The sequence below is a fragment of the Mesorhizobium ciceri WSM4083 genome (assembly GCF_000519305.1).
Lineage (GTDB): Bacteria > Pseudomonadota > Alphaproteobacteria > Rhizobiales > Rhizobiaceae > Mesorhizobium > Mesorhizobium ciceri_B.
This window is the reverse complement of the sequence record NZ_KI912610.1, coordinates 970,062-994,918: the sequence shown is the minus strand read 5'-3', so window position 1 is coordinate 994,918 and position 24,857 is coordinate 970,062. Positions and strand designations below refer to the sequence as shown.

At 63.9% G+C, this 24,857-nt stretch carries 21 protein-coding genes and 1 tRNA gene; 14 read left to right on the top strand and 8 right to left on the bottom strand.

From position 1 onward, the window contains the following. Nucleotides 1-87: 87 nt before the first annotated feature. On the bottom strand, nucleotides 88-888 hold the full coding sequence (locus tag MESCI2_RS0130770; protein ID WP_027039829.1) for a transporter substrate-binding domain-containing protein: 801 nt from the start codon (nucleotides 886-888) through the stop codon (nucleotides 88-90). A 54-nt stretch (nucleotides 889-942) separates the two neighbouring features. Further along, complete coding sequence (locus MESCI2_RS0130765; protein WP_027039828.1) at nucleotides 943-1,758, bottom strand: ABC transporter ATP-binding protein; 816 nt, start codon at nucleotides 1,756-1,758, stop codon at nucleotides 943-945. Nucleotides 1,759-2,002: 244 nt separating this feature from the next. On the opposite strand from MESCI2_RS0130765, the gene MESCI2_RS0130760 reads away from it, so the two are divergent. From MESCI2_RS0130760 to MESCI2_RS0130750, 3 genes are all read left to right on the top strand, one after another. Next, on the top strand, nucleotides 2,003-2,851 hold the full coding sequence (locus tag MESCI2_RS0130760) for a dimethylarginine dimethylaminohydrolase family protein (RefSeq protein WP_027039827.1): 849 nt from the start codon (nucleotides 2,003-2,005) through the stop codon (nucleotides 2,849-2,851). After that, on the top strand, nucleotides 2,848-4,449 hold the full coding sequence (locus MESCI2_RS0130755; RefSeq protein ID WP_027039826.1) for a 5-guanidino-2-oxopentanoate decarboxylase: 1,602 nt from the start codon (nucleotides 2,848-2,850) through the stop codon (nucleotides 4,447-4,449). The genes MESCI2_RS0130760 and MESCI2_RS0130755 overlap by 4 nt, the downstream gene beginning before the upstream one ends. A gap of 168 nt (nucleotides 4,450-4,617) precedes the next feature. After that, on the top strand, nucleotides 4,618-5,325 hold the full coding sequence (locus tag MESCI2_RS0130750; RefSeq protein ID WP_027039825.1) for an SDR family NAD(P)-dependent oxidoreductase: 708 nt from the start codon (nucleotides 4,618-4,620) through the stop codon (nucleotides 5,323-5,325). A gap of 115 nt (nucleotides 5,326-5,440) precedes the next feature. Here the strand turns inward: MESCI2_RS0130750 and rpsA are convergent, their stop codons facing one another. From rpsA to aroA, 3 genes are all read right to left on the bottom strand, one after another. Beyond that, nucleotides 5,441-7,138 carry a 30S ribosomal protein S1 gene (gene rpsA, locus MESCI2_RS0130745; RefSeq protein ID WP_008872513.1) on the bottom strand — a complete coding sequence of 566 codons (1,698 nt, stop codon included), beginning with the start codon at nucleotides 7,136-7,138 and terminating at the stop codon, nucleotides 5,441-5,443. Nucleotides 7,139-7,346: 208 nt separating this feature from the next. Beyond that, nucleotides 7,347-7,997, bottom strand: a complete 651-nt coding sequence (gene cmk, locus MESCI2_RS0130740; protein WP_027039824.1) for a (d)CMP kinase — start codon at nucleotides 7,995-7,997, stop codon at nucleotides 7,347-7,349. Nucleotides 7,998-8,235: 238 nt separating this feature from the next. Next, entirely contained in the window at nucleotides 8,236-9,594 is a 1,359-nt protein-coding gene (gene aroA, locus MESCI2_RS0130735; RefSeq protein ID WP_027039823.1) for a 3-phosphoshikimate 1-carboxyvinyltransferase, read from the bottom strand. A 206-nt stretch (nucleotides 9,595-9,800) separates the two neighbouring features. Here aroA and MESCI2_RS0130730 point away from each other — a divergent pair, with 206 nt between their 5' ends. Both MESCI2_RS0130730 and MESCI2_RS0130725 read left to right on the top strand, forming a co-directional pair. Next, nucleotides 9,801-10,190, top strand: a complete 390-nt coding sequence (locus MESCI2_RS0130730) for a TIGR02300 family protein (RefSeq protein ID WP_013528180.1) — start codon at nucleotides 9,801-9,803, stop codon at nucleotides 10,188-10,190. Nucleotides 10,191-10,362: 172 nt separating this feature from the next. Further along, a tRNA-Ala gene (locus MESCI2_RS0130725) sits at nucleotides 10,363-10,438 on the top strand. A gap of 190 nt (nucleotides 10,439-10,628) precedes the next feature. On the opposite strand, the gene dgoD is transcribed toward MESCI2_RS0130725, so the two are convergent. Then, on the bottom strand, nucleotides 10,629-11,777 hold the full coding sequence (gene dgoD / locus MESCI2_RS0130720; protein ID WP_027039822.1) for a galactonate dehydratase: 1,149 nt from the start codon (nucleotides 11,775-11,777) through the stop codon (nucleotides 10,629-10,631). A gap of 8 nt (nucleotides 11,778-11,785) precedes the next feature. Then, nucleotides 11,786-12,532, bottom strand: a complete 747-nt coding sequence (locus tag MESCI2_RS0130715) for a FadR/GntR family transcriptional regulator (protein WP_050596722.1) — start codon at nucleotides 12,530-12,532, stop codon at nucleotides 11,786-11,788. A gap of 200 nt (nucleotides 12,533-12,732) precedes the next feature. Between MESCI2_RS0130715 and MESCI2_RS0130710 the strand changes: the two genes are divergently transcribed. From MESCI2_RS0130710 to MESCI2_RS0130685, 6 genes are all read left to right on the top strand, one after another. Next, complete coding sequence (locus tag MESCI2_RS0130710; protein WP_027039820.1) at nucleotides 12,733-13,722, top strand: arabinose ABC transporter substrate-binding protein; 990 nt, start codon at nucleotides 12,733-12,735, stop codon at nucleotides 13,720-13,722. A 67-nt stretch (nucleotides 13,723-13,789) separates the two neighbouring features. Further along, entirely contained in the window at nucleotides 13,790-15,301 is a 1,512-nt protein-coding gene (araG, locus tag MESCI2_RS0130705; protein ID WP_027039819.1) for an L-arabinose ABC transporter ATP-binding protein AraG, read from the top strand. 10 nt (nucleotides 15,302-15,311) lie between these two features. Next, nucleotides 15,312-16,262: an L-arabinose ABC transporter permease AraH gene (araH, locus tag MESCI2_RS0130700; protein ID WP_027039818.1), complete on the top strand. Its 951-nt coding sequence runs from the start codon at nucleotides 15,312-15,314 to the stop codon at nucleotides 16,260-16,262. Between the two features lie 15 nt (nucleotides 16,263-16,277). Then, complete coding sequence (locus MESCI2_RS0130695) at nucleotides 16,278-17,057, top strand: SDR family oxidoreductase (protein WP_027039817.1); 780 nt, start codon at nucleotides 16,278-16,280, stop codon at nucleotides 17,055-17,057. A 14-nt stretch (nucleotides 17,058-17,071) separates the two neighbouring features. Further along, a complete protein-coding gene (gene araD / locus MESCI2_RS0130690) occupies nucleotides 17,072-18,784 on the top strand; it encodes an L-arabinonate dehydratase (RefSeq protein WP_027039816.1) in 1,713 nt (570 codons plus the stop codon). 11 nt (nucleotides 18,785-18,795) lie between these two features. Further along, nucleotides 18,796-19,701 carry a dihydrodipicolinate synthase family protein gene (locus tag MESCI2_RS0130685; protein ID WP_027039815.1) on the top strand — a complete coding sequence of 302 codons (906 nt, stop codon included), beginning with the start codon at nucleotides 18,796-18,798 and terminating at the stop codon, nucleotides 19,699-19,701. Between the two features lie 100 nt (nucleotides 19,702-19,801). Here MESCI2_RS0130685 and MESCI2_RS0130680 read toward each other — a convergent pair whose 3' ends face one another. Next, nucleotides 19,802-20,476 (bottom strand): GntR family transcriptional regulator, encoded by a 675-nt coding sequence (locus tag MESCI2_RS0130680; RefSeq protein WP_027039814.1) that lies wholly within the window; start codon nucleotides 20,474-20,476, stop codon nucleotides 19,802-19,804. Nucleotides 20,477-20,866: 390 nt separating this feature from the next. Here MESCI2_RS0130680 and ssuD point away from each other — a divergent pair, with 390 nt between their 5' ends. The 3 genes from ssuD (at nucleotide 20,867) to sfnG (ending at nucleotide 24,766) form a co-directional block, all read left to right on the top strand. Then, the gene (gene ssuD, locus MESCI2_RS0130675; protein WP_027039813.1) at nucleotides 20,867-22,039 is read left to right on the top strand and encodes an FMNH2-dependent alkanesulfonate monooxygenase; all 1,173 of its coding nucleotides are present in this window, start codon (nucleotides 20,867-20,869) and stop codon (nucleotides 22,037-22,039) included. After that, nucleotides 22,036-23,496, top strand: coding sequence for an FAD/NAD(P)-binding protein (locus MESCI2_RS0130670; RefSeq protein WP_032901431.1), 1,461 nt, complete (start codon nucleotides 22,036-22,038; stop codon nucleotides 23,494-23,496). Before ssuD ends, MESCI2_RS0130670 begins: the two co-directional genes overlap by 4 nt. 166 nt (nucleotides 23,497-23,662) lie before the next feature. Further along, on the top strand, nucleotides 23,663-24,766 hold the full coding sequence (sfnG, locus tag MESCI2_RS0130665) for a dimethylsulfone monooxygenase SfnG (RefSeq protein ID WP_027039811.1): 1,104 nt from the start codon (nucleotides 23,663-23,665) through the stop codon (nucleotides 24,764-24,766). Nucleotides 24,767-24,857: the final 91 nt, after the last annotated feature.

Genomic DNA, 24,857 nt, shown 5'->3' with positions numbered 1-24,857 from the left:
GCTGCGTCGGCGGCAAACATGCCTGGGAAAGATCGGGCAGGTGGGGCATGGCGTTGAAGCCATACCCCACCGCTCATACGAGGATCGTCAGTTCGACTGCGCGCCGCCGCCGCCGTAAATGTCGAAATCGAAGTATTTCTTCGAGATTTCGTCATATTTGCCGTTGGCGCGGATCGCCTTGATGCCGGCGTTGATTTTGCCCTTCAGTTCGGTGTCTTCCTTGCGCACGCCGGCGCCGACGCCCGGTCCGAGCACTTCGTCATCCGCAGCCACCATGCCTTTCAGGTCGCAGCAGGCTTTGCCCTGGTCAGACTTCAAGAACTCGCCAAGCGCGATGGAATCGGCCTGCACCGCGTCGAGACGGCCGGCGGCCAGATCGTTGTTGGCCTCGTCCTGAGTCTGGTATTCCTTGATCTCGGAGGCTGTGCTGCCAAAGTGCTTCTTGGCGTAGACAGCGTGCACCGTCGACACTTGCACGCCGACGATCTTGCCCTTGAGGTCGTCCGGAGCGGAGCCGAATTTCTGGTCCTTCGGGCCGATGATCGCGGTCGGGGTGTTATAGTACTTGTCCGAAAAGTCGATCGTCTTCGCGCGTTCGGCGGTGATCGACATCGAGGAGACGATGAGGTCGATCTTCTTGGTCGTCAGTGCCGGGATGATGCCGTCCCAGGCAACCGGGGTGATGACGCAATCGAGCTTCTCCTCGGCGCAGACGGCGTCGATGAAGTCGATCTCCCAGCCGACCCATTTGCCCGAAGCATCGGGCGAGGTGAAGGGCGGATAGGGTTCGGCGGCGACGCCGATCTTGACCGGATCGGCCTTGGCCACGCCCATGGCGGCGACGCCGAGCAGCAGCGCTGAGGCGAATGTCTTCAGAACAGTCTTCATGTCACGACTCCCAGTTTGTTGTTGGTTCCCGGTTTTCTTCCGTCCCGGCCTGTCCTAGCCGATGTTGCGGATGAACTGCTTCAGCCTTTCGGATTTGGGCGCGCCGAAAATCTGCTCGGGCGGTCCTTCTTCCTCGACCAATCCATTGTAGAGATAGACGACATGCGTCGCGACCTCGCGGGCGAACTTCATCTCGTGGGTGACCAGCACCATGGTGCGGCCTTCGCGCGCCAGGTCGCCGATCACCTTCAGCACCTCGCCGACCAGCTCGGGATCGAGTGCGGAGGTGGGCTCGTCGAACAGCATGACGCGCGGATTGATGGCCAGCGCCCGGGCGATCGCGGCGCGCTGCTGCTGGCCGCCCGACAGATAGGCCGGATAGACGTCGCGCTTTTCGGCCAGACCGACACGGGCGAGCAGCTTCTCGGCCTCGCCGATCGCCACATCGCGCTTGACGCCAAGCACATGCACGGGGACCTCGATGACGTTTTCGATCAGCGTCATGTGGCTCCACAGATTGAAGTTCTGGAACACCATGCCGAGCTTGGAGCGGATGCGCTCGATCTGCTTGCGGTCGGCCGGAATGGTGTGGCCGTGGCTGTCGGCCTTGAGCTTGATCTCCTCGCCATTGACGCGAATGATGCCGCTGGTCGGGTTTTCCAGGCAGTTGATGCAGCGCAGCAGGGTCGATTTGCCCGAGCCCGAGCCGCCGATGATGGCGATGACCTCGCCGTCGCGCGCCGACAGCGATACGCCCTTCAGCACGTGCAGCTCACCGAACTTCTTGTGCAGGTTCTCGACATGGATGGCTTCGGCGGCGCCGTCCTGCGCCGTATGTTTCAATGCCGGTGCTGCGCTTTGCGCTGTCATCCCGGATGCGGCGCTTGTGGCCGTCATTCCTTCGACGCTCCGCAGAGCGTTCGAGCTAGTCGCTGCTGGTATCTTTTACCCATTACCCGTCACTGGACAGAGTTCCCATGCTCAGGATGGACCGTTCCACTTGCCTCCGTCAACCATGGTTTTTGGACTATTGATCACAGCTTGCTGTAGTGGTTAGTGGCGGCAACGGACGTTTCGGGAGAATTTAGTGGGCAAATCATACGGGTCGCAGTCCATGGCCGGACCCCTGAAACGCGTGCTGATGCGGTCCGCCGCCAGCGCCATGCGTCATGCCAAGGCCCCCGAATGGCACTACGGCCCGGGCTTCGATCCGCAAAAGGCCGCGGCCCAGCATGAGCGGCTGACCAGCATGGTCGCTGCTTCCGGCGCCGAGATCGAATGGCTGACGGACGCCGATGACGGGCTGGCTGATTCCGTCTTCACCCATGATCCGTCGCTGATGACCGATCATGGCGCGATTATCCTCTCGATGGGCAAGGCGCTGCGCCGTGCCGAGCCCGGTCTGCACGAGGCAGCTTACAAGCGCATGGGGATCCCCATTCTCGGCCGGATCGATGATCCGGGCCAGGTGGAAGGCGGCGACTGCGTCTGGGTCGATGCAACCACGCTGGCCGTCGGTCGTGGCGTGCGCACCAACCAGGACGGCATCCAGCAACTGTCGAACCTGCTTTCAGCCAAGGGCATTTCGGTCTTGGGTTTCGACCTGCCGCTCTGGCACGGCGAGGAAGCCTGTCTGCATCTGATGTCGGTGATCAGCCCGCTCGCCGACGATCTGGCGCTGGTCTACGCGCCTTTGCTGCCGGCCGCCTTCTACCAGATGCTGCGGGCGCGCGGCATCGAGCTGGTCGAGGGCGATGCCGACGAGTTCTTCGCCTCCAGCGGGCTTAGCCTCAATGTGCTGCCGACCGCGCCGCGCCAGATCATTGCCGTTGCCGGCTTTCCCAGGACGGCGGCCGCCATGGAAGCGGCCGGCTGCACGGTCGCCACCTTCGACGCGGATGCGCTCTGCATCGCCTGCGAGGGCGGTCCGACCTGCCTGACGCGCCCGGTGCTGCGCCAATGATCGCCACTGGGACCATCACTGGGACGACGGTCGGCGAGGCGTTGATTTCGCTGCTCGAAGCGCATGGCGTCGACACCGTTTTCGGGATTCCGGGTGTCCACACGGTCGAACTCTACCGCGGGCTGGCGCGATCGAAGATCCGCCACGTCACGCCGCGCCACGAACAGGGCGCCGGCTTCATGGCCGATGGCTACGCACGCGCCAGCGGCAGGCCGGGCGTCGCCTTCGTCATCACCGGACCGGGGCTCACCAACACCATCACCGCCATGGGGCAGGCACGCGCCGATTCGGTGCCGATGCTGGTGATCTCCGGCGTCAACGCAACGCCGACGCTGGGCAAAGGGCTGGGCCATCTGCACGAACTGCCGGATCAGCGCGGCATGATGGAGAAGGTGGCGCTGTTTTCACGGCGCGTCACCGAGGCCGGCGAATTGCCCGGTGCCCTGGCGCAGGCCTTCGCCCTGTTTTCATCGGCGCGGCCCGGCCCGGTGCATATCGAGATCCCGACCGACGTCATGGTCAAGCCGGCGGATGGCATCGCTGCCCTGCTGAGCAATGCGGCACCGCCCGCGCCGGAAGGTGCTGCAATTGCCAGCGCGGCCAAACTCATCGGTGCCGCTCGCCGCCCGCTGATCCTGGTCGGCGGCGGCGCCAAACGCGCCGAAGCGCCACTGCGGCGTCTGGCCGAGCGGCTGGGAGCGCCGGTCGTGCAGACCACCAATGCACGCGGCCTGCTGCATGGTCATCCGCTCTGCGTCCCGGCCAGTCCCAGCCTGAAGGCGGTACGGGCGCTGATGGCCGACGCCGATCTGGTCATTGCCGCCGGCACCGAATTCGGCCCGACCGACTATGACGGCTACAGCGATGGCGGCTTCGTCCTGCCCGCCAATCTGATCCGCATCGATATCGGCGCGGACCAGCTTGCCCGCCGCCCGGCGACGGTTTCGATCCAGGCCGATTGCGCCGAGGCGCTCGACGCGCTGCTTCTGGAAACGGGCCATGTCCGGGCAAGCGAGGACGGTTCGTCGCGCGCCGCTGCTACACGAAAAGCAGCTTTTGCCGAGCTCAATCCGACACTGCAGGGGCAGGTGCGCGCGGTCGAGATGATCCGCGACGCCTTGCCGGGCGCGCTCATCGTCGGCGATTCGACGCAGCCGATCTATGCGGCCAACCTCTATTACGACCATGACCGGCCAGGCGGCTGGTTCAATGCCGCCACCGGTTTCGGCGCGCTTGGCTATGGCCCGCCGGCGGCGATTGGCGCGGCCCTTGCGATACCCGATGCGCCGGTCGTTTGCCTCACGGGTGACGGCGGCTTCCAGTTCACGCTGCCGGAAATGGGCGCCGCGCTCGATGCCGCAGCACCCGTCATCTTCGTCGTCTGGAACAACAGAGGCTACCGCGAGATCGAAACCTCGATGCTCGATGTCGGTGTCGAGCCGGTCGGCGTATCGCCGGCGCCGCCGGATTTCTGCAAGCTGGCCGAGGCCTATGGCATCGGTGCCGAACGTCTTGCCAACATCGACGCTCTCGCGGACGCGTTGAAGCGCGCCCGGGCCACCGGACTGCCGCGCGTCATCGAAATCACAGTTGACTGAAGCGCGTGTTTCCCGTCTTGGCGGGCCACGGCTGAAGTGTCGGACGCATGCAAAGACGCGACAACTGCCATGTCGAGATGTCAATTGAGTGATGGCGCAAAAGGCGCGACGCTTCGCGTCGGCGGCACAGAAACGACCTAACGATAAAAAATGACAGGAGCGTCCAAGATGACGGAAACACTTGAAGGCAAGCATATCGTCGTGACCGGTGGGACCGGTGCGCTCGGCGGTGCGGTTGTCGGCAAACTGCTGAGCGACGGCGCGATCTGCCATGTGCCCAACGCTCATGCTGCCGCCCCTACGCATTTCCCCTTTACCACGCATGACCGTGTCCAGCTGGTGCACAACGTCGATCTCTCGGACCCCGCCAAGGTCGAAGCGTTCTACAGCCAGGTTCCGGGCCTGTGGGGCTCGATCCACCTGGCCGGCGGCTTCACCGCCGCACCGGTGGAAAAGATCGAGTCGGCCTCCTTTGCCGAGATGATGGACACCAATGCGCGCACCGCCTTCCTGTGCTGCCGCGCCGCGATCCGCTCGATGCTGTCGTCGGACACGGCGGGCCGCATCGTCAACGTCACGGCGCGCGCCGGGCTCGATCCGCGGCGCGGCGCTGGCATGGTCGCTTACGTCGCCAGCAAGGCGGCGGTGGCAGCCATGACGGTGGCGATGGCCGAAGAGCTGAAGCACAGGGGCATCCTGGTCAATGCGGTGGCGCCGTCGACGCTCGATACGCCGGCAAACCGCGCCGACATGCCGGATGCCGATGTCACCAGATGGGTCAGCCTCGAAGCCGCCGCCGAAGCCATCGCCTATCTGGCATCGCCGGCCAATCTGGCGATGAGTGGTACGCTGGTGCCGCTTTACGGCAGGGCGTAACCTTCCAACCTTTACCTCGGTCAAAGAAAAACCCCGCCGGATCGCTCCGGCGGGGTTTTGTTTTCGAGCCTGTGCGAAGACTTCGCTTCGCGAAGGACTTCGCGGTGCGAAGGGCTTAGCTGCCCTGCTTCTTCAGCGCGGCACCCAGGATGTCGCCCAGCGAAGCGCCGGAGTCGGTCGACCCGTACTGAGCGACGGCTTCCTTCTCTTCGGCGATTTCCAGCGCCTTGATCGAGACCTGCAGCTTGCGGGTCTTCTTGTCGAAGGCGATGACGCGGGCATCGACCTTCTGGCCGACGGTGAAGCGCTCGGGGCGCTGCTCGTCGCGGTCACGGCTCAGATCGGAGCGCTTGATGAAGGTCTCGATGCCGCTGTCGACCAGCCGCACTTCCAGACCGCCATCCTTGACGCCGATGACCTCGCAGGTGACGACCGCGTTCTTGCGCAGTTCGCCTGAAGTCGCCGCTTCGCCGACCGTATCCTTGGCCAACTGCTTGATGCCGAGCGAGATGCGCTCCTTGTCGATGTCGACGTCGAGCACCTGCGCCTTGACCATGTCGCCGCGATTGTACTCTTCGATGACCTGCTCGCCCGGACGGGTCCAGTCGAGGTCGGAAAGGTGCACCATGCCGTCCACGTCGCCTTCGAGGCCGATGAACAGGCCGAACTCGGTCTTGTTCTTGACCTCGCCCTCGACCTGGCTGCCGACCGGATGGCTCGATGCGAAAGCCTGCCACGGATTCTCGAGCGTCTGCTTGAGGCCGAGCGAGATGCGGCGCTTGGCCGGATCGACCTCGAGCACCACCACGTCGACTTCCTGGGTCGTCGACAGGATCTTGCCGGGATGCACGTTCTTCTTCGTCCACGACATTTCCGAAACGTGGATGAGACCCTCGATGCCCGGCTCCAGCTCGACGAACGCGCCGTAGTCGGTGATGTTGGTGACGGTGCCCTTGATCTTCTTGCCGATCGGGAACTTGGTGCCGATCTCGGACCACGGATCGCTCTCGAGCTGCTTCATGCCGAGTGAGATGCGGTGGGTTTCCTGGTTGATGCGGATGATCTGCACCTTGACCGTCTGACCGATGTTGAGGATTTCGGTCGGATGGTTGACGCGGCGCCATGCCATGTCGGTGACATGCAGCAGGCCGTCGATGCCGCCGAGGTCGACGAACGCACCGTAATCGGTGATGTTCTTGACGACGCCTTCGACAACCTGGCCTTCTTCGAGGTTCTGCACGATTTCCGAACGCTGTTCGGCGCGGCTCTCCTCGAGCACCGTACGACGCGACACCACGATGTTGCCGCGGCGGCGATCCATCTTGAGGATCTCGAAGGGCTGCGGGTTGTGCATCAGCGGGGAGACATCGCGGATCGGGCGGATATCGACCTGGCTGCGCGGCAGGAAGGCCACGGCGCCGTCGAGGTCGACAGTGAAGCCGCCCTTGACCTGGTTGAAGATGACGCCTTCGACGCGCTCACCCTTGGTGAACTTCTCTTCGAGACGGACCCAGCTCTCTTCGCGGCGGGCCTTCTCACGCGAAAGCATCGCTTCGCCAAGCGCGTTTTCGATGCGCTCGACATAGACTTCGACGGTGTCACCAACCTTGAGGGTGGTGTCCTTGCCCTTGACGCCGAATTCCTTCAGCGGCACGCGGCCTTCGACCTTGAGGCCGACGTCGATGATGGCCATGTCCTTTTCGATCGCGGTGATCGTGCCCTTGACGACCTGGCCTTCGCCGGAATGGCCGGCGGTAAAAGATTCTTCGAGCAGGCTCGCGAAATCATCGCGAGTGGGATTTGCAGCTGACATTGTTTCTCCTGGAGTGCCCCGCATCTAGAAGCGGGACGGGCGCCGTGGGTTAGCGTTTCGTTGGCCTGCCGGCGTTCCGGGCTACAAAAGCCCTGGGCCGCTCTTTAAGCGGCAATTCCGGCGCATGAAGAATGCTGGCAGGCTGGTTCATGCCCGATATGGGTATTTTCTTCGCCTCCGACAACGGAAACACGAGGGAAAACCCGGATCAGGCCTTGTCTCTCTTGGCCAGCACGTCGTCGATGATCGCCATGGCTGCAAGAAACGCGGCTTCTATAGCCATTTCGCTGGTATCAAGCAAGTGCGCGTCGGCGGCCGGCTTCAAAGGTGAGTCCGCACGGCCCATGTCGCGCTCGTCGCGGCGCACGATATCGGCGAGGATCTCGATGAAATCAGCGGTCCCGCCGATGCTTTCGATCTCAGCCAGCCGGCGCTGTGCCCGCACCTCGGCGCTCGCTGTCACATAGAGTTTGATGTCGGCGTCGGGGCACACCACGGTGCCGATATCACGGCCGTCGAGCACCGCACCCGGCGGGGTCTTGGCGAAGTCACGCTGCTTTTCGACGAGGATGCGCCGCACCGTCGGATAAACCGCGACCTTAGAGGCAGCCTCGCCGACGGCATGCGCGGACAAGACCGCCCGGTCGAGCTTTGCCAGATCGACCTGACGGGCAGCGGTTTCGGCCGCCGAGACATTGTCGAGCGGCAGCGCGTGCTGGATGAGCGTATAGGCCACCGCACGGTAGGTGAGGCCGGTGTCCAGCAGGTTCAGCCGGTAGTGGTCGGCCAGCCGGCGGGCGAGGGTGCCCTTGCCGGCGCCGGCCGGACCGTCGATGGCGATGGTGAAGACATGTGTCATTTGCAGGGCACCAAAAGGGTTGGGCGCCGCGATCCTTCACGCCCCCCTCTGTCCTGCCGGACATCTCCCCCACAAGGGGGGAGATCGGCCGTTATCGCGGCCTCCGCCAATTGTCTACGTTGCAGAATTGAGCGAGGCGCAAAGCGGGCCAATCTCCCCCCTTGTGGGGGAGATGTCCGGCAGGACAGAGGGGGGCGCTGTCCCGCCAACGTACCAAGGCTATTGGTTGCCACGACCGTCACCCAATCTCCGCGCCCAGCCCCACCATCAGCCCCATGAATTCCGGAAAGCTCGTCGCGATCATCGCCTGATCGTCGATGGTCACAGGCTTTTCGGTCGCCAGCCCCATCACCAGAAAGCTCATGGCGATGCGGTGGTCGAGATGGGTCTGCACGGTCGTGTCCTGGCCGTTGGGATGACCGCCAAGGCCCTTGCCGCCCGGTTTGCCGCGCACGGCGAGCGACGCCTCGCCCTCGGTGCAATCGACGCCGTTGAGCTTCAGCCCGTTGGCGACGGCCGACAGCCGGTCGGACTCTTTCACGCGCAGTTCTTCCAGCCCCTGCATCAGCGTTTCGCCCTCGGCGAAGCTGGCGGCGACGGCGAGCACAGGATACTCATCGATCATCGATGGCGCCCGCTCGGGCGGCACGATGACGCCTTTCAGTTCGGAGTAACGCACGCGCAGATCGGCGACGTCTTCGCCGCCGGCGTTGCGCGGGTTGAGGATGTCGATCTTGCCGCCCATTTCCTGCAGCGTCAAAAGCAGGCCGGTGCGGGTCGGATTCATCAGCACGTTCTCGATGACAATGTCCGAACCCGGCACGATCAATGCCGCCACCAGTGGGAAGCCGGCCGAGGACGGGTCGCCCGGCACGGCGATCGTCTGGCCGGTCAGCTTGCCCTGGCCTTCGATGAAGATGTGGCGCACGCCGCGTTCGTCGGTTTCGACCGACAGATTGGCGCCAAACCCCTTCAGCATCTTTTCCGTGTGGTCACGTGTCATCACCGGCTCGATCACCGTGGTGATGCCGGGCGTGTTGAGGCCGGCGAGCAGCACTGCGGACTTCACCTGCGCCGAGGCCATCGGCACGCGATAGGTGATCGGGGCGGCATGCTTTGGTCCATGCAGCGTGATCGGCATGCGGTCGCCCGGCGTCGCCTTCAGCACCTGCACGCCCATCTGCCGCAAGGGTTCCAGCACGCGCCCCATCGGCCGGCCCGATAGCGAAGCGTCGCCGATGAAGGTCGTCTCCATGTCATAGGTGCCGACAAGGCCCATGGTCAGCCGCGAGCCGGTGCCGGCATTGCCGAAATCGAGCGGGCCTTCCGGCTGCAGCAGCGCCCCATTGCCGGTGCCGCGGATCACCCACTCGTCGCCGTTCTTCTCGATATGCGCGCCCATTGCCTTCATGGCCGCACCCGTGCGCATCACGTCCTCGCCTTCGAGCAGGCCGGTGATGCGGGTCTCCCCGGAGGCGAGGCCGCCGAACATGAAGGAACGGTGCGAGATCGACTTGTCGCCCGGCACGCGCGCGATGCCGGAAAGGGCTGGGGATTGGCGGGCGGTGGCCGGCTTGGGGGCGGCGGCGTGAGACATGGAATTTCCCTGGACGGAATGCCGGCAGGCCGGCGCTTTTCATTTGTTGCGGCGGTCTCGTATCACGGTGGGGCGAAATGGTCATCCCCATGGTCGTCACTTGACGCGAGGCCTTTCAATGCATGGTTTTGTGACGCCGGCTTTTCGCTTTGACAGCGCTGCAAACTGTGGTTAAGGGGACCACTCTTTTATTGACGAGGCTTGCCGTGGCAAAAACCGAACTTGGCACAAAACGTATCGACCCGGAGACGGGCCGAAAATTCTACGACCTGAACAAGGACCCGATCGTCTCGCCCTACACCGGCAAGACCTATCCGCGTTCCTATTTCGAGGAAGGCAAGATTGCCGCTCTCGAGGAGGAAGAGGAAGTGGCCGAGAAGGAAGTGGACGCCGAGGAAGAAGAAGGCGTTGAGGTCGTCTCGCTCGAAGAGGCTGATGAGGACGTCAAGGGCGACGACCTGCCGGATCTCGGCGACGATGAGGACGATGTCGATCTCGGCGACGACGAAGATGACACTTTCCTTGCCGACGAAGAGGAAGAAGACGACGATGTCGCCGACATGATCGGCGTCGGCGACGACGACGACGAGGTCTGATCGGCCTTGAAAGCGGGCGTTTGCGGGCTTTCGAGGCCTGTGAAGAAAAAGCGGCTCTCGAAGGCTTGATATCTGAGAAGGGCGGGGTTAGAAGCCGCCTGCACTAACGGCGCGGTCTCCAACCCGCGCCGGATCTCTTCGCCGGAAACGGCGCCGGTTGACTGCCGGAAGTGGGGCCATAGCTCAGTTGGGAGAGCGCTTGAATGGCATTCAAGAGGTCGTCGGTTCGATCCCGATTGGCTCCACCAAACAGTCCCTCTGCAATTCGCAGCCGTGAATGTGCCGCACTGCGGTCATCTGCGTTGGCGGCCAGTTCAGGCACCGCTGCTGAGAGCCTCTCCATCAAACGGAACGAACGAGCCATTTCTCGAGAGCAACTGCTCGCCGGACAAAGTCTTCACTGTTCCTGGAGCGCTTAGAGACTGAAAGCCAGCCCCATCACCACTCGGCGAAGGAGCCGTCCTTGTGGCGCCAGATCGGGTTGCGCCAGCGGTGGCCTTCCCTAGCGCGTTCCCTCACATACTCCTCGTCGATCTCGACACCCAGGCCCGGGCCATCGGGAATGGCCACATAGCCATCTTCGTAGCGGAAGACGTCCTTGTTGGCGGCATAATCGAGCAGGTCGTTGGCGGCGTTATAGTGGATGCCGAGGCTCTGCTCCTGGATGAAGCAGTTGTAGCTGACCGCGTCGAGCTGCAGGCAGGCTGCAAGCGCGATCGGCCCGAGCGGGCAGTGCGGCGCCACGGCCACATCATAGGCTTCGGCCATCGCCGCGATCTTGCGGCATTCTGTGATGCCGCCGGCATGCGACAGGTCGGGCTGGATGATATCGACGACGCCTTCCTCGAACACCGACTTGAAGTCCCAGCGGCTGTAGAGCCGCTCGCCGAGCGCAATCGGCGTCGAGCCAAGCGCGGCGATCTCCTTCAGCGCCTCGCGGTTTTCGCTGAGCACCGGCTCCTCGATGAACATCAGCCTGTACGGTTCCAGCTCCTTGACCAGGGCGCGCGCCATCGGCCGGTGCACGCGGCCATGAAAATCGACGGCGATGCCGATGTTGGGCCCGACGGCCTCGCGCACCACGGCGACGCGTTCGACAGCGGCGTCGATCTTGTCGTGGCTGTCGACGATCTGCAGTTCTTCCGTGCCGTTCATCTTCAACGCCAGGAAGCCGCGCGCCACCATTTCCTTGGCACCCGCCGCGACTTCCGCCGGCCGGTCGCCGCCGATCCAGGAATAGACCTTGATCGTGTCGCGCAATTTGCCGCCGAGCAGTTCATGCACCGGCACGCCGAGCGCCTTGCCCTTGATGTCCCACAGCGCCTGGTCGATGCCGGCAATGGCGCTCATCAGGATCGGCCCGCCACGGTAGAAACCGCCGCGGTGCATCACCGTCCAGTGGTCCTCGATCAGGCGGGGATCCTTGCCGATGAGGTAATCGCCAAGCTCCTTGACCGCTGCCTCGACGGTCAGTGCCCGGCCCTCGACGACCGGCTCGCCCCAGCCGGTGACGCCGGCATCGGTCTCGATCTTCAGGAACAGCCAGCGCGGCGGAACGATGTAGGTGGTGAGCGAGATGATTTTCATGCGCGGTCTCAGTTGCTCTTGAGTTTCTTGGCGCTGACGAGGTCGCGCGCCGCGAGGTCGAGGATCTTGTTTGCGGCCCCACGCGCCGCCTCGGCATTGCGCATGCGCAGCGCCTCGACCACCTCGCGGTGCGCCGCCACGGCCTCCATGCGCCGGTCGAGCGAAATCACCGCCGTCGCCTCGAGCGAGAATTTCAGCCCTGTGTCGATAAGATTGCCGATCTGGCGAAAGATCGGATTGTGGCTCGCGGCATAGACGATCTGGTGGAAAGCGATGTCGCTGCGCGAGAAGGCGGCGAGATCCTCGCCGGCGCCGGCCATACCGCGCCATGCCGCTTCGAGATCGGCGATCTCCTGCAGTGTGGCGCGGGTGGCGGCGAGTTCTGCGACCAGTGGCTCGATGGCGCGGCGCGTTTCAAGAATGGCATCGAAGAGCTTGTCGTCCAGTGCATGCGGCGCGTGCCAGGCGAGCACCTGCGGGTCGATGATGTTCCAGTCGTCCTCGTTGCAGACGATCGTGCCGATGCGTGGCCGCGACAGCACCAGCCCTTTGGCGGCCAGCACCTTCAGGGCTTCGCGGATCACGGTGCGGCTGACGCCATACTCGAGGCCAAGTTCATTTTCGGTCGGCAGTGAGGAACCAGCCGGGTAGCGCCCGGAGAAGATGTCCGAGGCTATCGCCTTGGTCACATCGGGCATCACGCGCGGGCGGCGAGTGGTCGTATCTCCCGGGGCTTTCTTCAGAATCTCGGTCACCTCAGCCCTCCTCCAAGGCGGCGAACCGCTGGTTTCGCACAACCGGTCCGCCCTTAACGGATGCGGATCGATTGCGCCAGCGATCGCTGGTCAGAGCATGTACATTAATTATCATACCAGATCAATTGACGAGTATGATAAAAGCGATTAGAGACTCCGGCATCCGGGCTGAGCGCCCGGCCTATCGCTGGGAGGTAATCATGCGACTTTTGAAGACCGCGCTCGTCGCGGGCGCGCTTGCCGTGCTGTCCGTCACGACCATCGCTGCATATGCTCAGGACACCAAGATCGGTTTCATCGTCAAACAGCCCGAGGAGCCGTGGTTCCAGGACGAATGGAAATTCGCCGACCAGGCCGCCAAGGAAAAAGGTTTTACCTTGGTCAAGATCGGCGCCGAGGACGGTGAGAAGCTGATGTCGGCGATCGACAATCTCGGTGCCCAGGGCGCCCAGGGCTTTATCGTCTGCACGCCCGACGTGAAGCTCGGACCTGGCATCGTCGCCAAGGCCGCCGCCAACAATCTCAAGCTGATGACCGTCGACGACCGTCTGGTCGGCGCCGACGGCAAGGCGCTGGAAGACGTGCCGCATATGGGCATCTCGGCCACCAAGATCGGTGAGGCTGTCGGCCAGGCGATCGTAGACGAGATGAAGGCGCGCGGCTGGAAGGCCGACGAGGTCGGCGCCATCCGCGTCTCCTACGACCAGCTGCCGACCGCGGTCGATCGCGTCGAAGGCGCCATCTCGGTGCTCAAGGCGAACGGCTTCAAGGCCGAGAACATCTTCGACGCGCCACAGGCCAAGACCGACACCGAAGCCGCCCTCAACGCCGCGACGGTCGTGCTCAACGCCCATGCCGACATCAAGAAGTGGGTCTCCTTCGGCCTCAACGACGAAGCGGTGCTGGGTGCGGTGCGTGCTTCCGAAAGCGTCGGCATCCCCGCCGATAGCGTGATCGGCGTCGGCATTGGCGGCGCGGATTCGGCGATCAACGAGTTCAAGAAGCCGACCGCCACCGGCTTCGTCGGCACCGTGATCATCTCGCCGAAGCGTCATGGCTACGAGACGGCGCTCAACATGTATGACTGGGTTGCCAACAACAAGGAACCGGAGAAGCTGATCCTGACTTCGGGTGCACTCGCCAAGCGCGACGACTACCAGAAGGTCCGCCAGGGCCTCGGCATCGAATAATCCTCCCTGTACAAACAGGCGGCGCTCATCCCGCCGCCTGTTTGTCATGGCTCAAAAGGATCGGCTCGTGTCCTTTCTCGACTTCTCGCACATCACCAAGACCTATCCGGGCGTCAAGGCGCTGTCGGACGTCTCGTTCGGCGTCGACAAGGGCGCCGTGCATGGCCTGATGGGCGAGAACGGCGCCGGCAAATCCACCCTGATCAAGATCCTCTCCGGCGACCAGCATGCCGATCAGGGCGAGATCCGCATTGACGGCAGGGTTCAGGCCTATACCTCGACCCGGGATGCCTTCGACAATGGCGTCATTGTCATTCATCAGGAACTGCAACTCGTTCCTGAACTCACCGTTGCCGAAAATCTCAGCCTCGGTCGTTTCCCCGCCAACGTCGGCATCATCGCCGGCCGCCGGATGCTGGGCGACGTCGGCGCCAAGCTGAAATCGGCCGGTATCGACATCGACATGCGCCGCAAGGTCAAGACGCTGTCGATCGGCGAACGCCAGATGGTCGAGATCGCCAAGGCGGTCATGCTCGACGCACGCGTTATTGCGCTGGACGAACCGACCTCGTCACTGTCCTCGCGCGAAAGCGAAATCCTGTTTGCCCTGATCAATCGCCTGCGCGGCGAAGGCAAGGTCATTATCTACGTCTCACACCGGCTCGACGAGGTGTTCCGTCTTTGCGACAGCCTGACCGTGCTGCGCGACGGCAAGCTCGCGGCGCACCACGCGTCGCTGAAAGGCGTCACCCGCGATCAGGTCGTCGCCGAGATGGTCGGCCGCGAGATTTCGGATATCTGGGGTTTTCGCGCACGAAAAACAGGCGATGTCCGCCTGAAGGTCGACGCTCTCAGCGGCTCCAAACTGCAGACACCGGCCAGTTTCGAGGCAAGGGCAGGCGAGATCGTCGGCTTCTTCGGCCTGATCGGCGCCGGACGCTCGGAATTGATGCGGCTGGTCTATGGCGCCGATCCGCGCTCGGGCGGCACCATCACCGTCGACGGCAAGCTGGTTCGCGCCACCGATCCGCGTGGCACGATCCGGGCCGGCATCGTGCTGTGCTCGGAGGATCGCAAGCATGACGGCATCATCCAGGGGCGCTCGGTCGAGGAGAACATCAACATCTCGTCGCGGCGCCATCACACACGCTTCGGCGTGCTCAACCGCGCCAGCGAGATCGCCACGGCCGAGACCTTTATCAAGAAGCTGAAGGTGCGCACGCCGTCGCGCAAGCAGGACATCATCAACCTCTCCGGCGGCAACCAGCAGAAGGTCATTCTTGGCCGCTGGCTGTCGGAACAGGGCGTGCGGGTGCTCATCGTCGACGAGCCGACGCGCGGCATCGATGTCGGTGCCAAGTCGGAAATCTACGAATTGCTCTACCAGCTTGCGCAGGACGGCATGGCGATCGTCGTCGTCTCGTCCGAACTGCCGGAGGTGATGGGCATCTGCGACCGTATCCTGGTGATGTGCGGCGGCCGCGTCAGCGCCGAGCTCACCCGCGACCAGTTCGCCGAAAGGGCGATCCTGGCCGCCGCTCTCCCCGATCAGAAAACTCCCGACGCGATCGCATCCTGAGGACTTTGGCATGACCGACCAGTTGAAAAAAATCCTGCTCGGCGAACAGGGCCTCGTCGTTATCTTTGTCGTCGCCTTCGCGCTGGTGTCGGCTCTGGTGCCGAACTTCCTCACCGACCGCAACATGCTCGGCCTGCTGCAGTCGGTGGTCACCGTCGGCATCGTCGCCTGCACCATGATGTTCTGCCTCGCCGCGCGCGATTTCGACCTGTCGGTCGGCTCTATCGTCGCCTTTGCCGGCATGGTCGCTGTGATGGCGTCGAATTACACCGGCTCGATCCTGCTCGGCCTGCTGGCGGCAATCGCCTGCGGCGCTTTCGTCGGCTTCATCAACGGCGTCGTCATCGCCAAATTTCGCATCAACGCGCTGATCACGACGCTGGCCACCATGCAGATCGTGCGCGGGTTTGCGCTGATCGCGTCCGACGGCCGCGCCGTCGGCATCAACAGCCCGGATTTCTATCAACTCGCGCTGTCGAAACTGCTCGGCATACCGACGCCGGTCTGGGTGCTCGCCATCCTGTTTTGCATCTTCGGCTTCGTCCTCAACCGCACCGTCTTCGGGAAGAACACGCTGGCCATCGGCGGCAATCCGGAGGCTTCGCGCCTTGCCGGCGTCAATGTCGACCGGACGCGCATCTGGATTTTTGCGCTGCAAGGCGTCGTCTGCGGCATCGCCGGCATCCTGCTGGCGTCGCGCATCACCTCGGGCCAGCCCAACGCGGCGGTCGGACTTGAACTTTCGGTCATCTCGGCCTGCGTGCTCGGCGGCGTCTCGCTCGCCGGCGGCCGCGCCACCATGTCGGGCGTCATCGTCGGCGTGCTGATCATGGGTATCGCCGAAAACGCCATGAACCTGCTCAACATCCCGGCCTTCTACCAGTACATCGTGCGCGGCGTGATCCTGCTGCTCGCCGTGCTGCTCGACAATCTGCGCTCGTCGGCACTGGGTCGGCGTTAAGCTGGAGGGACAAAAATGGCTGAGCGCCTTTCCGGCAAACGCATCTTCCTGACCGGTGCCGCGCAAGGCATCGGGCTCGCCATCGCCGAGGCCTGCCTAGCCGAGGGCGCAAGGCTGTTCCTGGTCGACCGCGACGGCGCGTTGCTGCACAAGACCGTTGCCGATCTCGCCGCACCGCAAGGCCATGTCGGACATGTAGCGGCCGACATAAGCGACAGCGCCGCGATTGCGGCTGCCGTCAGCCAAGCGGCTGCCGAGATCGGCCCGATCAACGCGCTGATCAACAATGCCGGGGTCAATGTGTTCTCGACGCCGCTCGAGGCGACCGAGGAAGAATGGAACCGCAACTTCGACGTCAACGTCAAGGGCGCCTGGAACTGCAGCAAGGCGGTGCTGCCGGGCATGATCGCGAGCGGCGGTGGCGCCATCCTCAACATCGCCTCGACGCACAGCTTCACCATCATCCCGCACACCTTCCCCTATCCGGTCGCCAAGCACGCGCTGCTTGGCCTGACCAAATCGCTGGCGCTCGAATATGCGGCGCAAGGCGTGCGCGTGAACGCGCTGGCGCCCGGCTATGTCGAGACCCAGAAGGCCATTGACTACTGGAACAGCTTTGCCGATCCGGCCGCAGCACGCGCCAACACCATGGCGCTGCATCCCGGCGGCCGCATCGCCACGGCGCACGAGATCGCGCTTGCCGCGGTGTTCATGATTTCCGACGAGTGCCCGTTGATGAACGCGGCCACGCTCGTCGTCGATGGCGGGCTGAGCCAGCTCCAGCATCCCGCCTGAACGCCGGAAAGACCATGACCAAGAGACGATCGCAGCACTGGTTCGGCGGGCAGGGCAAGGATGCCTTCATCCACCGCAGCTGGATGAAGAACAACGGCCTGCCCGACGATGCCTTCGACGGCCGCCCGGTGATCGGCATCTGCAACACATTCTCCGAATTCACGCCTTGCCACGTTCATTTCCGCGGCCTGATCGAGCACATCAAGGCGGGCGTGCTGGAAGCCGGCGGCCTGCCGCTGGAATTCCCGGTCTTCTCCTGCGGCGAGTCCAATCTGCGACCGACGGCGATGCTGTTTCGCAACCTCGCCTCGATGGATGTCGAGGAGGCGATCCGCGGCAACCCGATGGATGGCGTCGTGCTGATGGCGGGCTGCGACAAGACCACGCCGTCGCTGGTCATGGGCGCGGCCTCCTGCGACCTGCCGTCGATCGTCATCTCCGGCGGGCCGATGCTCAATGGCCGCTTTCAGGGCCGGGAGATCGGTTCCGGCACCGATGTGTGGAAGTTTTCGGAAGATGTCCGCGCCGGCGTGATGAGCGAGCAGGATTTCGCCGATGCCGAGAGCGCCATGTCGCGCTCGCCCGGACATTGCATGACCATGGGCACGGCCTCGACCATGGCCTCGATGGTCGAAGCGCTTGGCCTGGCGCTGCCGGGCAATGCCGCCTATCCGGCGGTCGATGCGCGCCGCAACCGCATCGCCCGCCTGACCGGACGGCGCATCGTCGAGATAGTCAACGAGGATCTGCGCCCGTCGGCCATCCTCAAGAAAGAAGCTTTCGCCAACGCTATCCGCGTCAATGGCGCCATCGGCGGCTCGACCAATGCGGTCGTGCATCTGCTGGCGATTGCCGGCCGCGTCGGCACCGAGCTGACGCTGGACGATTGGGACAGATATGGCCGCGATGTGCCGACCATCCTCGACCTGATGCCGTCAGGCCGCTTCCTCATGGAGGATTTCTGCTACGCTGGCGGCATTCCGGCTGTCATGAAGGAGATAGCCGATCTGCTCGATCTCGACGCGCTGACCGTCACCGGCAAGACCGTGCGCGACAACATCGCTGATGCCCAAAACTACAATCGCGAGGTGATCCGCCCGCGCGACAAAGCGCTCACGCCGCAGGGCGGCATTGCGGTGCTACGCGGCAATCTGGCGCCCGACGGCGCCATCATCAAGCCGTCAGCCGCGTCACCAGCCCTGATGAAGCATCGCGGCCGCGCCGTCGTCTTCGAGGACATCGACGACTACAAGGCGCGCATCGACGATCCCGCGCTCGACGTCGACGAAGCGTCGATCATGGTGCTGAAGAATTGCGGCCCAAAAGGTTATCCGGGGATGGCCGAGGTCGGCAACATGGCGTTGCCCCGGAAGCTGCTCAAGCAAGGCGTCCGCGACATGATCCGCATCTCCGATGCCCGCATGTCCGGCACCGCCTTCGGCACCGTCGTGCTGCACGCCGCGCCCGAAGCCGCTATCGGCGGTCCGTTGGCGCTGGTCCGCAGCGGCGACTTCATCGAGCTCGACGTCGAAGCAAGGAAGCTGCATCTCGACGTGTCGGAACAGGAATTAACGCGGCGTCGTGAAACCTGGCTACCGCCCGTCCCGGCGATGCGCGGCGGCTATCAGGGCCTCTACGTCGACCATGTCCTGCAGGCGGATCGCGGCGCCGATCTCGATTTTCTCGTCGGATGCCGTGGCCACGCCATTCCACGCGAAAGCCATTGAGGCCGACCAGCATGCCCAATTTCCAGCCTGATGATTTCCACGGCATTCACGCCATTCTCTACGCGCTCTTTGATGAGAACGAAAAACTCGACCGCGCGGCGATGCGCAGGCAGGTCCAGATCTGCCTGGCCAGCGGCGTGCACGGAATGGCCGCGCTCGGCCTAGCAACGGAAGTCGCCAAGCTGACAGAGGCCGAGCGTCGGACGATCATGGACTGGACGGCGGAAGACACCGCCGGAAAAGTGCCGCTCGCCTTCACCATCTTCGGTTCTTCGGTGGGTGAGCAGGTGGCACAGCTTCGCCATGCCGAAAGCGTGGGAGCGGATTGGGTGATCCTGCAGCCGCCGCCGGTCGGATCCTATGGTGCGCCGGAATACATCAAGTTCTTCGGCCGCGTCGCCGAAGCGACCGACCTGCCGGTGGCGATTCAGAACGCGCCGGCCTTTTTCGGGCGCGGCCTGTCATCGGACGAAATCCGCGAGCTCGTCACGCTTCATCCCAACATCAGGCTGATCAAGGGCGAAGGCCCGGTCACCGACATCGCGGGGCTGATCGAGCGCACCGAAGACCGTATACCGGTTTTCAACGGACGCGGCGGCCTGGAACTGATCGACAATTTCCGCATCGGTTGCCGCGGCATGATCCTGGCGCCGGATTGCGCCGACCATGCCGTGCGCGCCTATCATGCGTTCGGCGCCGGAGACGAAGCCACGGCTGAGGCAGAATATGCAAGAATGCTGCCGGTAGCGGTCTTCGTCATGCAAGGCATCGAAAACCTGATCTGCTATGGCAAGCGGCTGTTCGGCGCCCGCGCCGGCATCCCGGTACACGACCGGGCTCCGGCGATGCGGCCAAGCGAGCCTGGCCTCGCAATGGTGGAGCGCTTTGCGGCTGGCCTCGGCCGGTTGCCGGGCTAAACGGTAACTGAGCGGTCCGTTCGCACGCCCGACAATGTCGAGGCCGTGGTGAAGCTCCTTGAGATCGGCCATGCGACCATGGCGGCGGACCCTGGCGGCTTCAGCCGAGAAGGTCGGCTGCGACTTCCAGCGTGTTGCGCAACGACGTCTCGAGATGGCGTTCCATCGCTTGCGCGGCGCCTTCGGCGTCGTGATGCCTCAAAGCCTCGAAGATGGCTTCATGCTGCTCGATCGTCTGTTCGCCATAGCCGGGCTTCGGAATGACGAGGTGGCGGCCGCGATCCATCTGCGCCTTGGAGATGTCTACGGCTCTCCAGATCATCGGCAGGCCGCAGATTTCGGCGATGGTGCGGTGAAAGACATCGTCGAGTTGTATCGCGGTGGCATATCTGCCCTGCGATATGGCAAGCCGGTGCGCCGCCATATTGTCTTCCAGCAATTCGCCGGCTGCCGGTGAGAATTTGGCGGCCGCGCGTCGGGCGCTTTCCATCTCCAGGGCCCGGCGGATGACGTAGGCTTCTTCCAGGTCGGCCCGGCTGATCGGCGCGACATAAATGCCGGTCTGCGCCAGGATGTTGACCAGACCCTCGTCGCTGATGCGCTTGACCGCTTCGCGCACTGGGGTACGCGAAACACCGAGCGCTTCCGCGATGGCTACCTCGTTGATCACTTCCCCGGGCCTCATCTGTCCGACGACGATCAGGTTGCGAATCTGATGATAGATCTGATCGCGGAGCGGAAGAGCCCTATTGAGCGCCGAAGGATCCAGGTCCATGGGAAATCCGTGGCTTAAGTCGCCGGAAATGGTCAGTTTAGAATGAAAATCAGAAAGCCTCTAATACGAGGGGCGGCTCGGGCGTGCAACTCGCCCATGGCTTCCGGAATCCGATGCCGAGGACAACAGGCCAGCCGCCGGGGGAGGGACCTGGCCGCCCGAGGGAAGGCGTGGCAGCCAGTGAATTCGGATTTGGGCGGATGGAGAGAATTTCTAATTCCGTCAGCGGATTTGGAATAAACTAACTCTACAGAGTTTGTGGAATAAGCAATCTGCACTGGCGATCTGGTTTCCACCCGGACAGGACCACGCCATGCCCACTCTTTCGCATCAGCCACCCACCAAAGCAGGCATATCCGGCCACCTTCGGCAGGCAGCGGGAGAAAGGCCATGAGCCGGGTCGTGCCAGACCGCATCAAGGTGCTCTGGTTTCTGCCGACGCATGGCGACAGCCGCTATCTCGGCACGGCCGAGGGCGGCAGGTCGGTCGATCTGCCGTATCTGACGCAAGTGGCGAAGGCGGCCGACACGCTCGGCTACTATGGCGTGCTGTTGCCGACCGGCCGCTCGTGCGAGGATTCCTGGGTGATCGCATCGGCGCTCGTACCGATGACCGAACGCTTGCGTTTCCTTGTCGCCGTGCGGCCCGGTTTGCAGTCGCCGACGCTGGCCGCGCGCATGACTGCGACGCTGGATCGCATCTCCAATGGCCGCCTGCTGATCAACGTCGTCACCGGCGGCGATCCGCTGGAGAACAAGGGCGACGGCATTTTCCTGTCGCATGCCGAGCGCTACGAGGTGACGCAGGAATTTCTTCGCATCTACAAGCGGGTGCTGAGCGGCGAGACGGTCGAGCATCAGGGCAAGCATTTCCGCATCGAGGATGGAAGGCTGCTGTTTCCGCCGGTTCAGACGCCCTATCCGCCGCTCTATTTCGGCGGGTCGTCCGACGCTGGGTCCGTGGTGGCGGCGCAGGAGATCGACAAATACCTGACCTGGGGAGAGCCGCCAGCCGATGTCGAGCGCAAGCTGGACGGCATGCGTGAACTGGCGCAGAAGGCCGGCCGCGATCTCTCCTTCGGCATTAGGCTGCATGTCATCGCCCGCGAAACCACCGAGGAGGCCTGGGCCGCCGCCGACAGGCTGATCAGCCGGCTCGACGATGCGACGATCGCCTCGGCGCAGAAGGTCTTTGCCCGCATGGATTCGGTCGGCCAGGCACGGATGAGCGCACTGCATGGCGGCAATCGCGCCAAGCTCGAGATCGCGCCCAATCTGTGGGCCGGCGTCGGCCTGGTGCGCGGCGGCGCAGGGACCGCACTTGTCGGCGATCCCGACACGATCGCCGAGCGCATCGACGAGTACCGGCGCCTCGGCATCGATACCTTCATCCTTTCCGGCTATCCGCATCTCGAAGAAGCCTATCGCTTCGGCGAACTGGTGCTGCCGAAACTGCCGACCGACCATCCGGTCAAGGCAGCCGGCTCTTCCGTCAACACCGGTCCGTTCGGCGAAACCATCGCCGGCGACCACCGGCCGAAGTCGCTCGCCAGCGCCTCGTGAACTTGCTTCCTGCGTCCTCGCGGTTGCGCGTCGCCATCATTGGCGGCGGCTTTTCCGGTGCCGCGGTGGCGTGGCACCTGGCGCAACTGCATCGGCCGGACCGCATTTCCATTTCCGTGATCGAGCCGCGACCCTTGCTTGGCGGCGGCCTCGCCTACTCCAGCGAGGAACCGTCTCATCGGGTCAATGTCCCTGCGGTCAGGATGAGCATGGCTCCCGACGACCCGCAGCATTTTGCACGCTGGTTGACTGGCAGTGGAGAACTCGAACACGACCCGGATGCCATCTGGACGAACGGCGACGCTTTTCCGCGCCGGCGCGTGTTCGGCCGCTATGTTGCCGAGCATCTGGCGCCGCATCTCGGTTCCGGCGTTGTCCATCATGTCGAAGGTTCCGCCACACGCGTGACGCGCGATGCCAGTGGCGCGGGCTGGACCGTGCATACGTCCAGTGGGTTGGTCGCTGCCGATATCGTCGTCCTGGCAGCAACGCATCCGCAGCCTGCAATTCCAGCGGCGCTGATCCATCTGTCGGAAGCACCGGGTTTCGTCGCCGATCCGTACGCTTCCGCCGCGCTTTCAGGGATCGGGCCGGAGGCGTCGGTGCTGATCGTCGGCTCCGGGCTGACATCTGCCGACATGGTCGCCGAACTCGACCGTCGTGGCCATCGTGGCCGTATTCTCACGCTGTCGCGCCGCGGCTTACGCTCGCGCGGACACCCCGATGTCAGGGGCGAGCCTTTTGGCGATTTTGCATCCGCGCCGGCGACGACGGCGCTCGGCCTGCTCAGGGCCATTCGCGCGACGCTGACAGCTGCGAGAGCGGCCAATGTCAACTGGCAGTCGGTCTTCGACCAGCTACGCCTGCAGGGCCCGGTGCTGTGGGCCGCACTTGCCCCGCCGGAGCGGGCAAGGCTGGTCCGCCAGTTGCGCGTGTTCTGGGACGTGCATCGTTTCAGGATCGCGCCGCAGGTCGCCGCCGTGCTCGACCGGCGTCATGCCGCCGGCACAGTCGACACCATTGCCGCCAGGCTTGTCGCGTCGAACGATGAGGACGGCAGCCTGGCTGTCAGCTTTCAACGGCGCGGGCAGACCCGGATCGAGACGGCGCGCTTCGCTGCCGTCATCAACACCACTGGTCCGGCCCATGGGCGGGCGCTGCAGCAGAGCCCGGCGCTAAGCTCGCTGGCGGAAGCCGGCTTGATCAGGACGGACCAACATGGGCTTGGCATCGAGACAGGTCTCGACAGCCGCGCGATCGGCCGGGACGGCGCGGCAGTCGCGACACTCCTGGTCGCCGGCCCGCTGGCACGAGGGACTTTCGGCGAGCTCATGGGTCTGCCGGAAGTCGCCCGCCATGCCCAGACGGTCGCGGTGGAAATCGCCAAGCTGCTGGTTACGCTGCCGTCAGCGCAGGCGGTCGGCGCCCATGCCGCGCACCGCCCATTCGTGAGCTGATACCTGCGGGCCGGGTTCGGCAGCTAAAATTGGTATTTCCGTCCCAAGAGTGCCCCAAAAACGGAAAATCCTTCTTTGTATATAGATTCTATAAACATAATAAATATTGGCGAAGTCCGGCTACGGCTGGATCGATCAATGACACGGCCTGAATGGGAGACAGTTCATGGCACACGCAGAGACCGACGCGATCAAGTTTGCCTACTGGGTGCCGAATGTTTCGGGCGGCCTGGTGATTTCCAACATCGAGCAGCGCACCAACCATTCGGCCGAGTATAACCGCAAGCTGGCGCAGATCGCCGAGAAGTCCGGCTTCGATTACGCGCTCAGCCAGATCCGTTTCACCGCCGGCTACGGCGCCGACGAACAGCATGAATCGGTGGCGTTCAGCCATGATCTGCTGGCGGCGACCACCACGCTCAAGGTCATCGCGGCGATCCTGCCCGGACCATGGAACCCGGCGCTGGCGGCCAAGCAGATCGCCACCATCAGCTATCTCACCAACGGCCGTGTCGCGATCAACCTCGTCTCCGGCTGGTTCCGTGGCGAGTTCCATGCCATCGGCGAGCATTGGCTCGATCATGACGAGCGCTATCGCCGCTCGGAGGAATTCATCCGTGCGCTGCGCGGAATCTGGACTGAAGACAGCTTCACCTTCCGTGGCGATTTCTACCGTTTCAACGAATATTCGCTGAAGCCGAAGCCGCCGCAGCCGCTGCCCGAAATCTTCCAGGGCGGTTCGTCGCGGGCCGCGCGCGACATGGCATCGCGGGTTTCGGACTGGTACTTCACCAACGGCAACACGCCGGCCGAAATCGCCAAGCAGGTCGACGACCTCAGGGCCAAGGCGAAGGCCAACAACCATTCCGTCAAGGTCGGCGTCAACGCTTTCGCCGTCGTTCGCGAGACCGAGGACGAGGCGAGGGCAGTGCTCGCCGAAATCATCGCCAAAGCCAATCCCGAGGCGGTCAACGCATTTGGCCACGAGGTCAAGAATGCCGGCAAGGCCTCGCCGGAAGGCGAGGGCAATTGGGCGAAATCGTCCTTCGACGATCTAATTCAGTACAATGACGGCTTCCGCTCGAACCTGATCGGCACACCGAGGCAAGTCGCCGAGCGCGTCGTCGACCTGAAGCGCGCGGGTGCGGATCTCATCCTGCTCGGTTTCCTGCACTTCCAGGAAGAGGTCGAGTATTTCGGCAAGCATGTCATCCCGCTCGTTCGCGAACTGGAAGACGCCGAGGCGGCGGCGTCGCTGGCGGCGGAGTAGTCACCCCATAGGCACGCCGGACACGCGCCGGCCTGCACACATGAAGCTTGCCCGGCGCGCTGATCCGTCGGGCGGCAATAGGATTTTGCGC

Bases quoted from the DNA above. Each gene is read 5' to 3' on its own strand.
- MESCI2_RS0130760 (WP_027039827.1), top strand. From the start codon at position 2,003: ATGGCCGGACCCCTGAAACGCGTGCTGATGCGGTCCGCCGCCAGCGCC.
- MESCI2_RS0130695 (WP_027039817.1), top strand. From the start codon at position 16,278: ATGGCTGAGCGCCTTTCCGGCAAACGCATCTTCCTGACCGGTGCCGCG.
- araD (WP_027039816.1), top strand. From the start codon at position 17,072: ATGACCAAGAGACGATCGCAGCACTGGTTCGGCGGGCAGGGCAAGGAT.
- cmk (WP_027039824.1), bottom strand. From the start codon at position 7,997: ATGACACATGTCTTCACCATCGCCATCGACGGTCCGGCCGGCGCCGGC.
- MESCI2_RS0130750 (WP_027039825.1), top strand. From the start codon at position 4,618: ATGACGGAAACACTTGAAGGCAAGCATATCGTCGTGACCGGTGGGACC.
- sfnG (WP_027039811.1), top strand. From the start codon at position 23,663: ATGGCACACGCAGAGACCGACGCGATCAAGTTTGCCTACTGGGTGCCG.
- MESCI2_RS0130770 (WP_027039829.1), bottom strand. From the start codon at position 888: ATGAAGACTGTTCTGAAGACATTCGCCTCAGCGCTGCTGCTCGGCGTC.
- MESCI2_RS0130765 (WP_027039828.1), bottom strand. From the start codon at position 1,758: ATGACAGCGCAAAGCGCAGCACCGGCATTGAAACATACGGCGCAGGAC.
- MESCI2_RS0130685 (WP_027039815.1), top strand. From the start codon at position 18,796: ATGCCCAATTTCCAGCCTGATGATTTCCACGGCATTCACGCCATTCTC.
- rpsA (WP_008872513.1), bottom strand. From the start codon at position 7,138: ATGTCAGCTGCAAATCCCACTCGCGATGATTTCGCGAGCCTGCTCGAA.
- MESCI2_RS0130710 (WP_027039820.1), top strand. From the start codon at position 12,733: ATGCGACTTTTGAAGACCGCGCTCGTCGCGGGCGCGCTTGCCGTGCTG.
- dgoD (WP_027039822.1), bottom strand. From the start codon at position 11,777: ATGAAAATCATCTCGCTCACCACCTACATCGTTCCGCCGCGCTGGCTG.
- aroA (WP_027039823.1), bottom strand. From the start codon at position 9,594: ATGTCTCACGCCGCCGCCCCCAAGCCGGCCACCGCCCGCCAATCCCCA.
- araH (WP_027039818.1), top strand. From the start codon at position 15,312: ATGACCGACCAGTTGAAAAAAATCCTGCTCGGCGAACAGGGCCTCGTC.
- ssuD (WP_027039813.1), top strand. From the start codon at position 20,867: ATGAGCCGGGTCGTGCCAGACCGCATCAAGGTGCTCTGGTTTCTGCCG.
- MESCI2_RS0130755 (WP_027039826.1), top strand. From the start codon at position 2,848: ATGATCGCCACTGGGACCATCACTGGGACGACGGTCGGCGAGGCGTTG.
- MESCI2_RS0130680 (WP_027039814.1), bottom strand. From the start codon at position 20,476: ATGGACCTGGATCCTTCGGCGCTCAATAGGGCTCTTCCGCTCCGCGAT.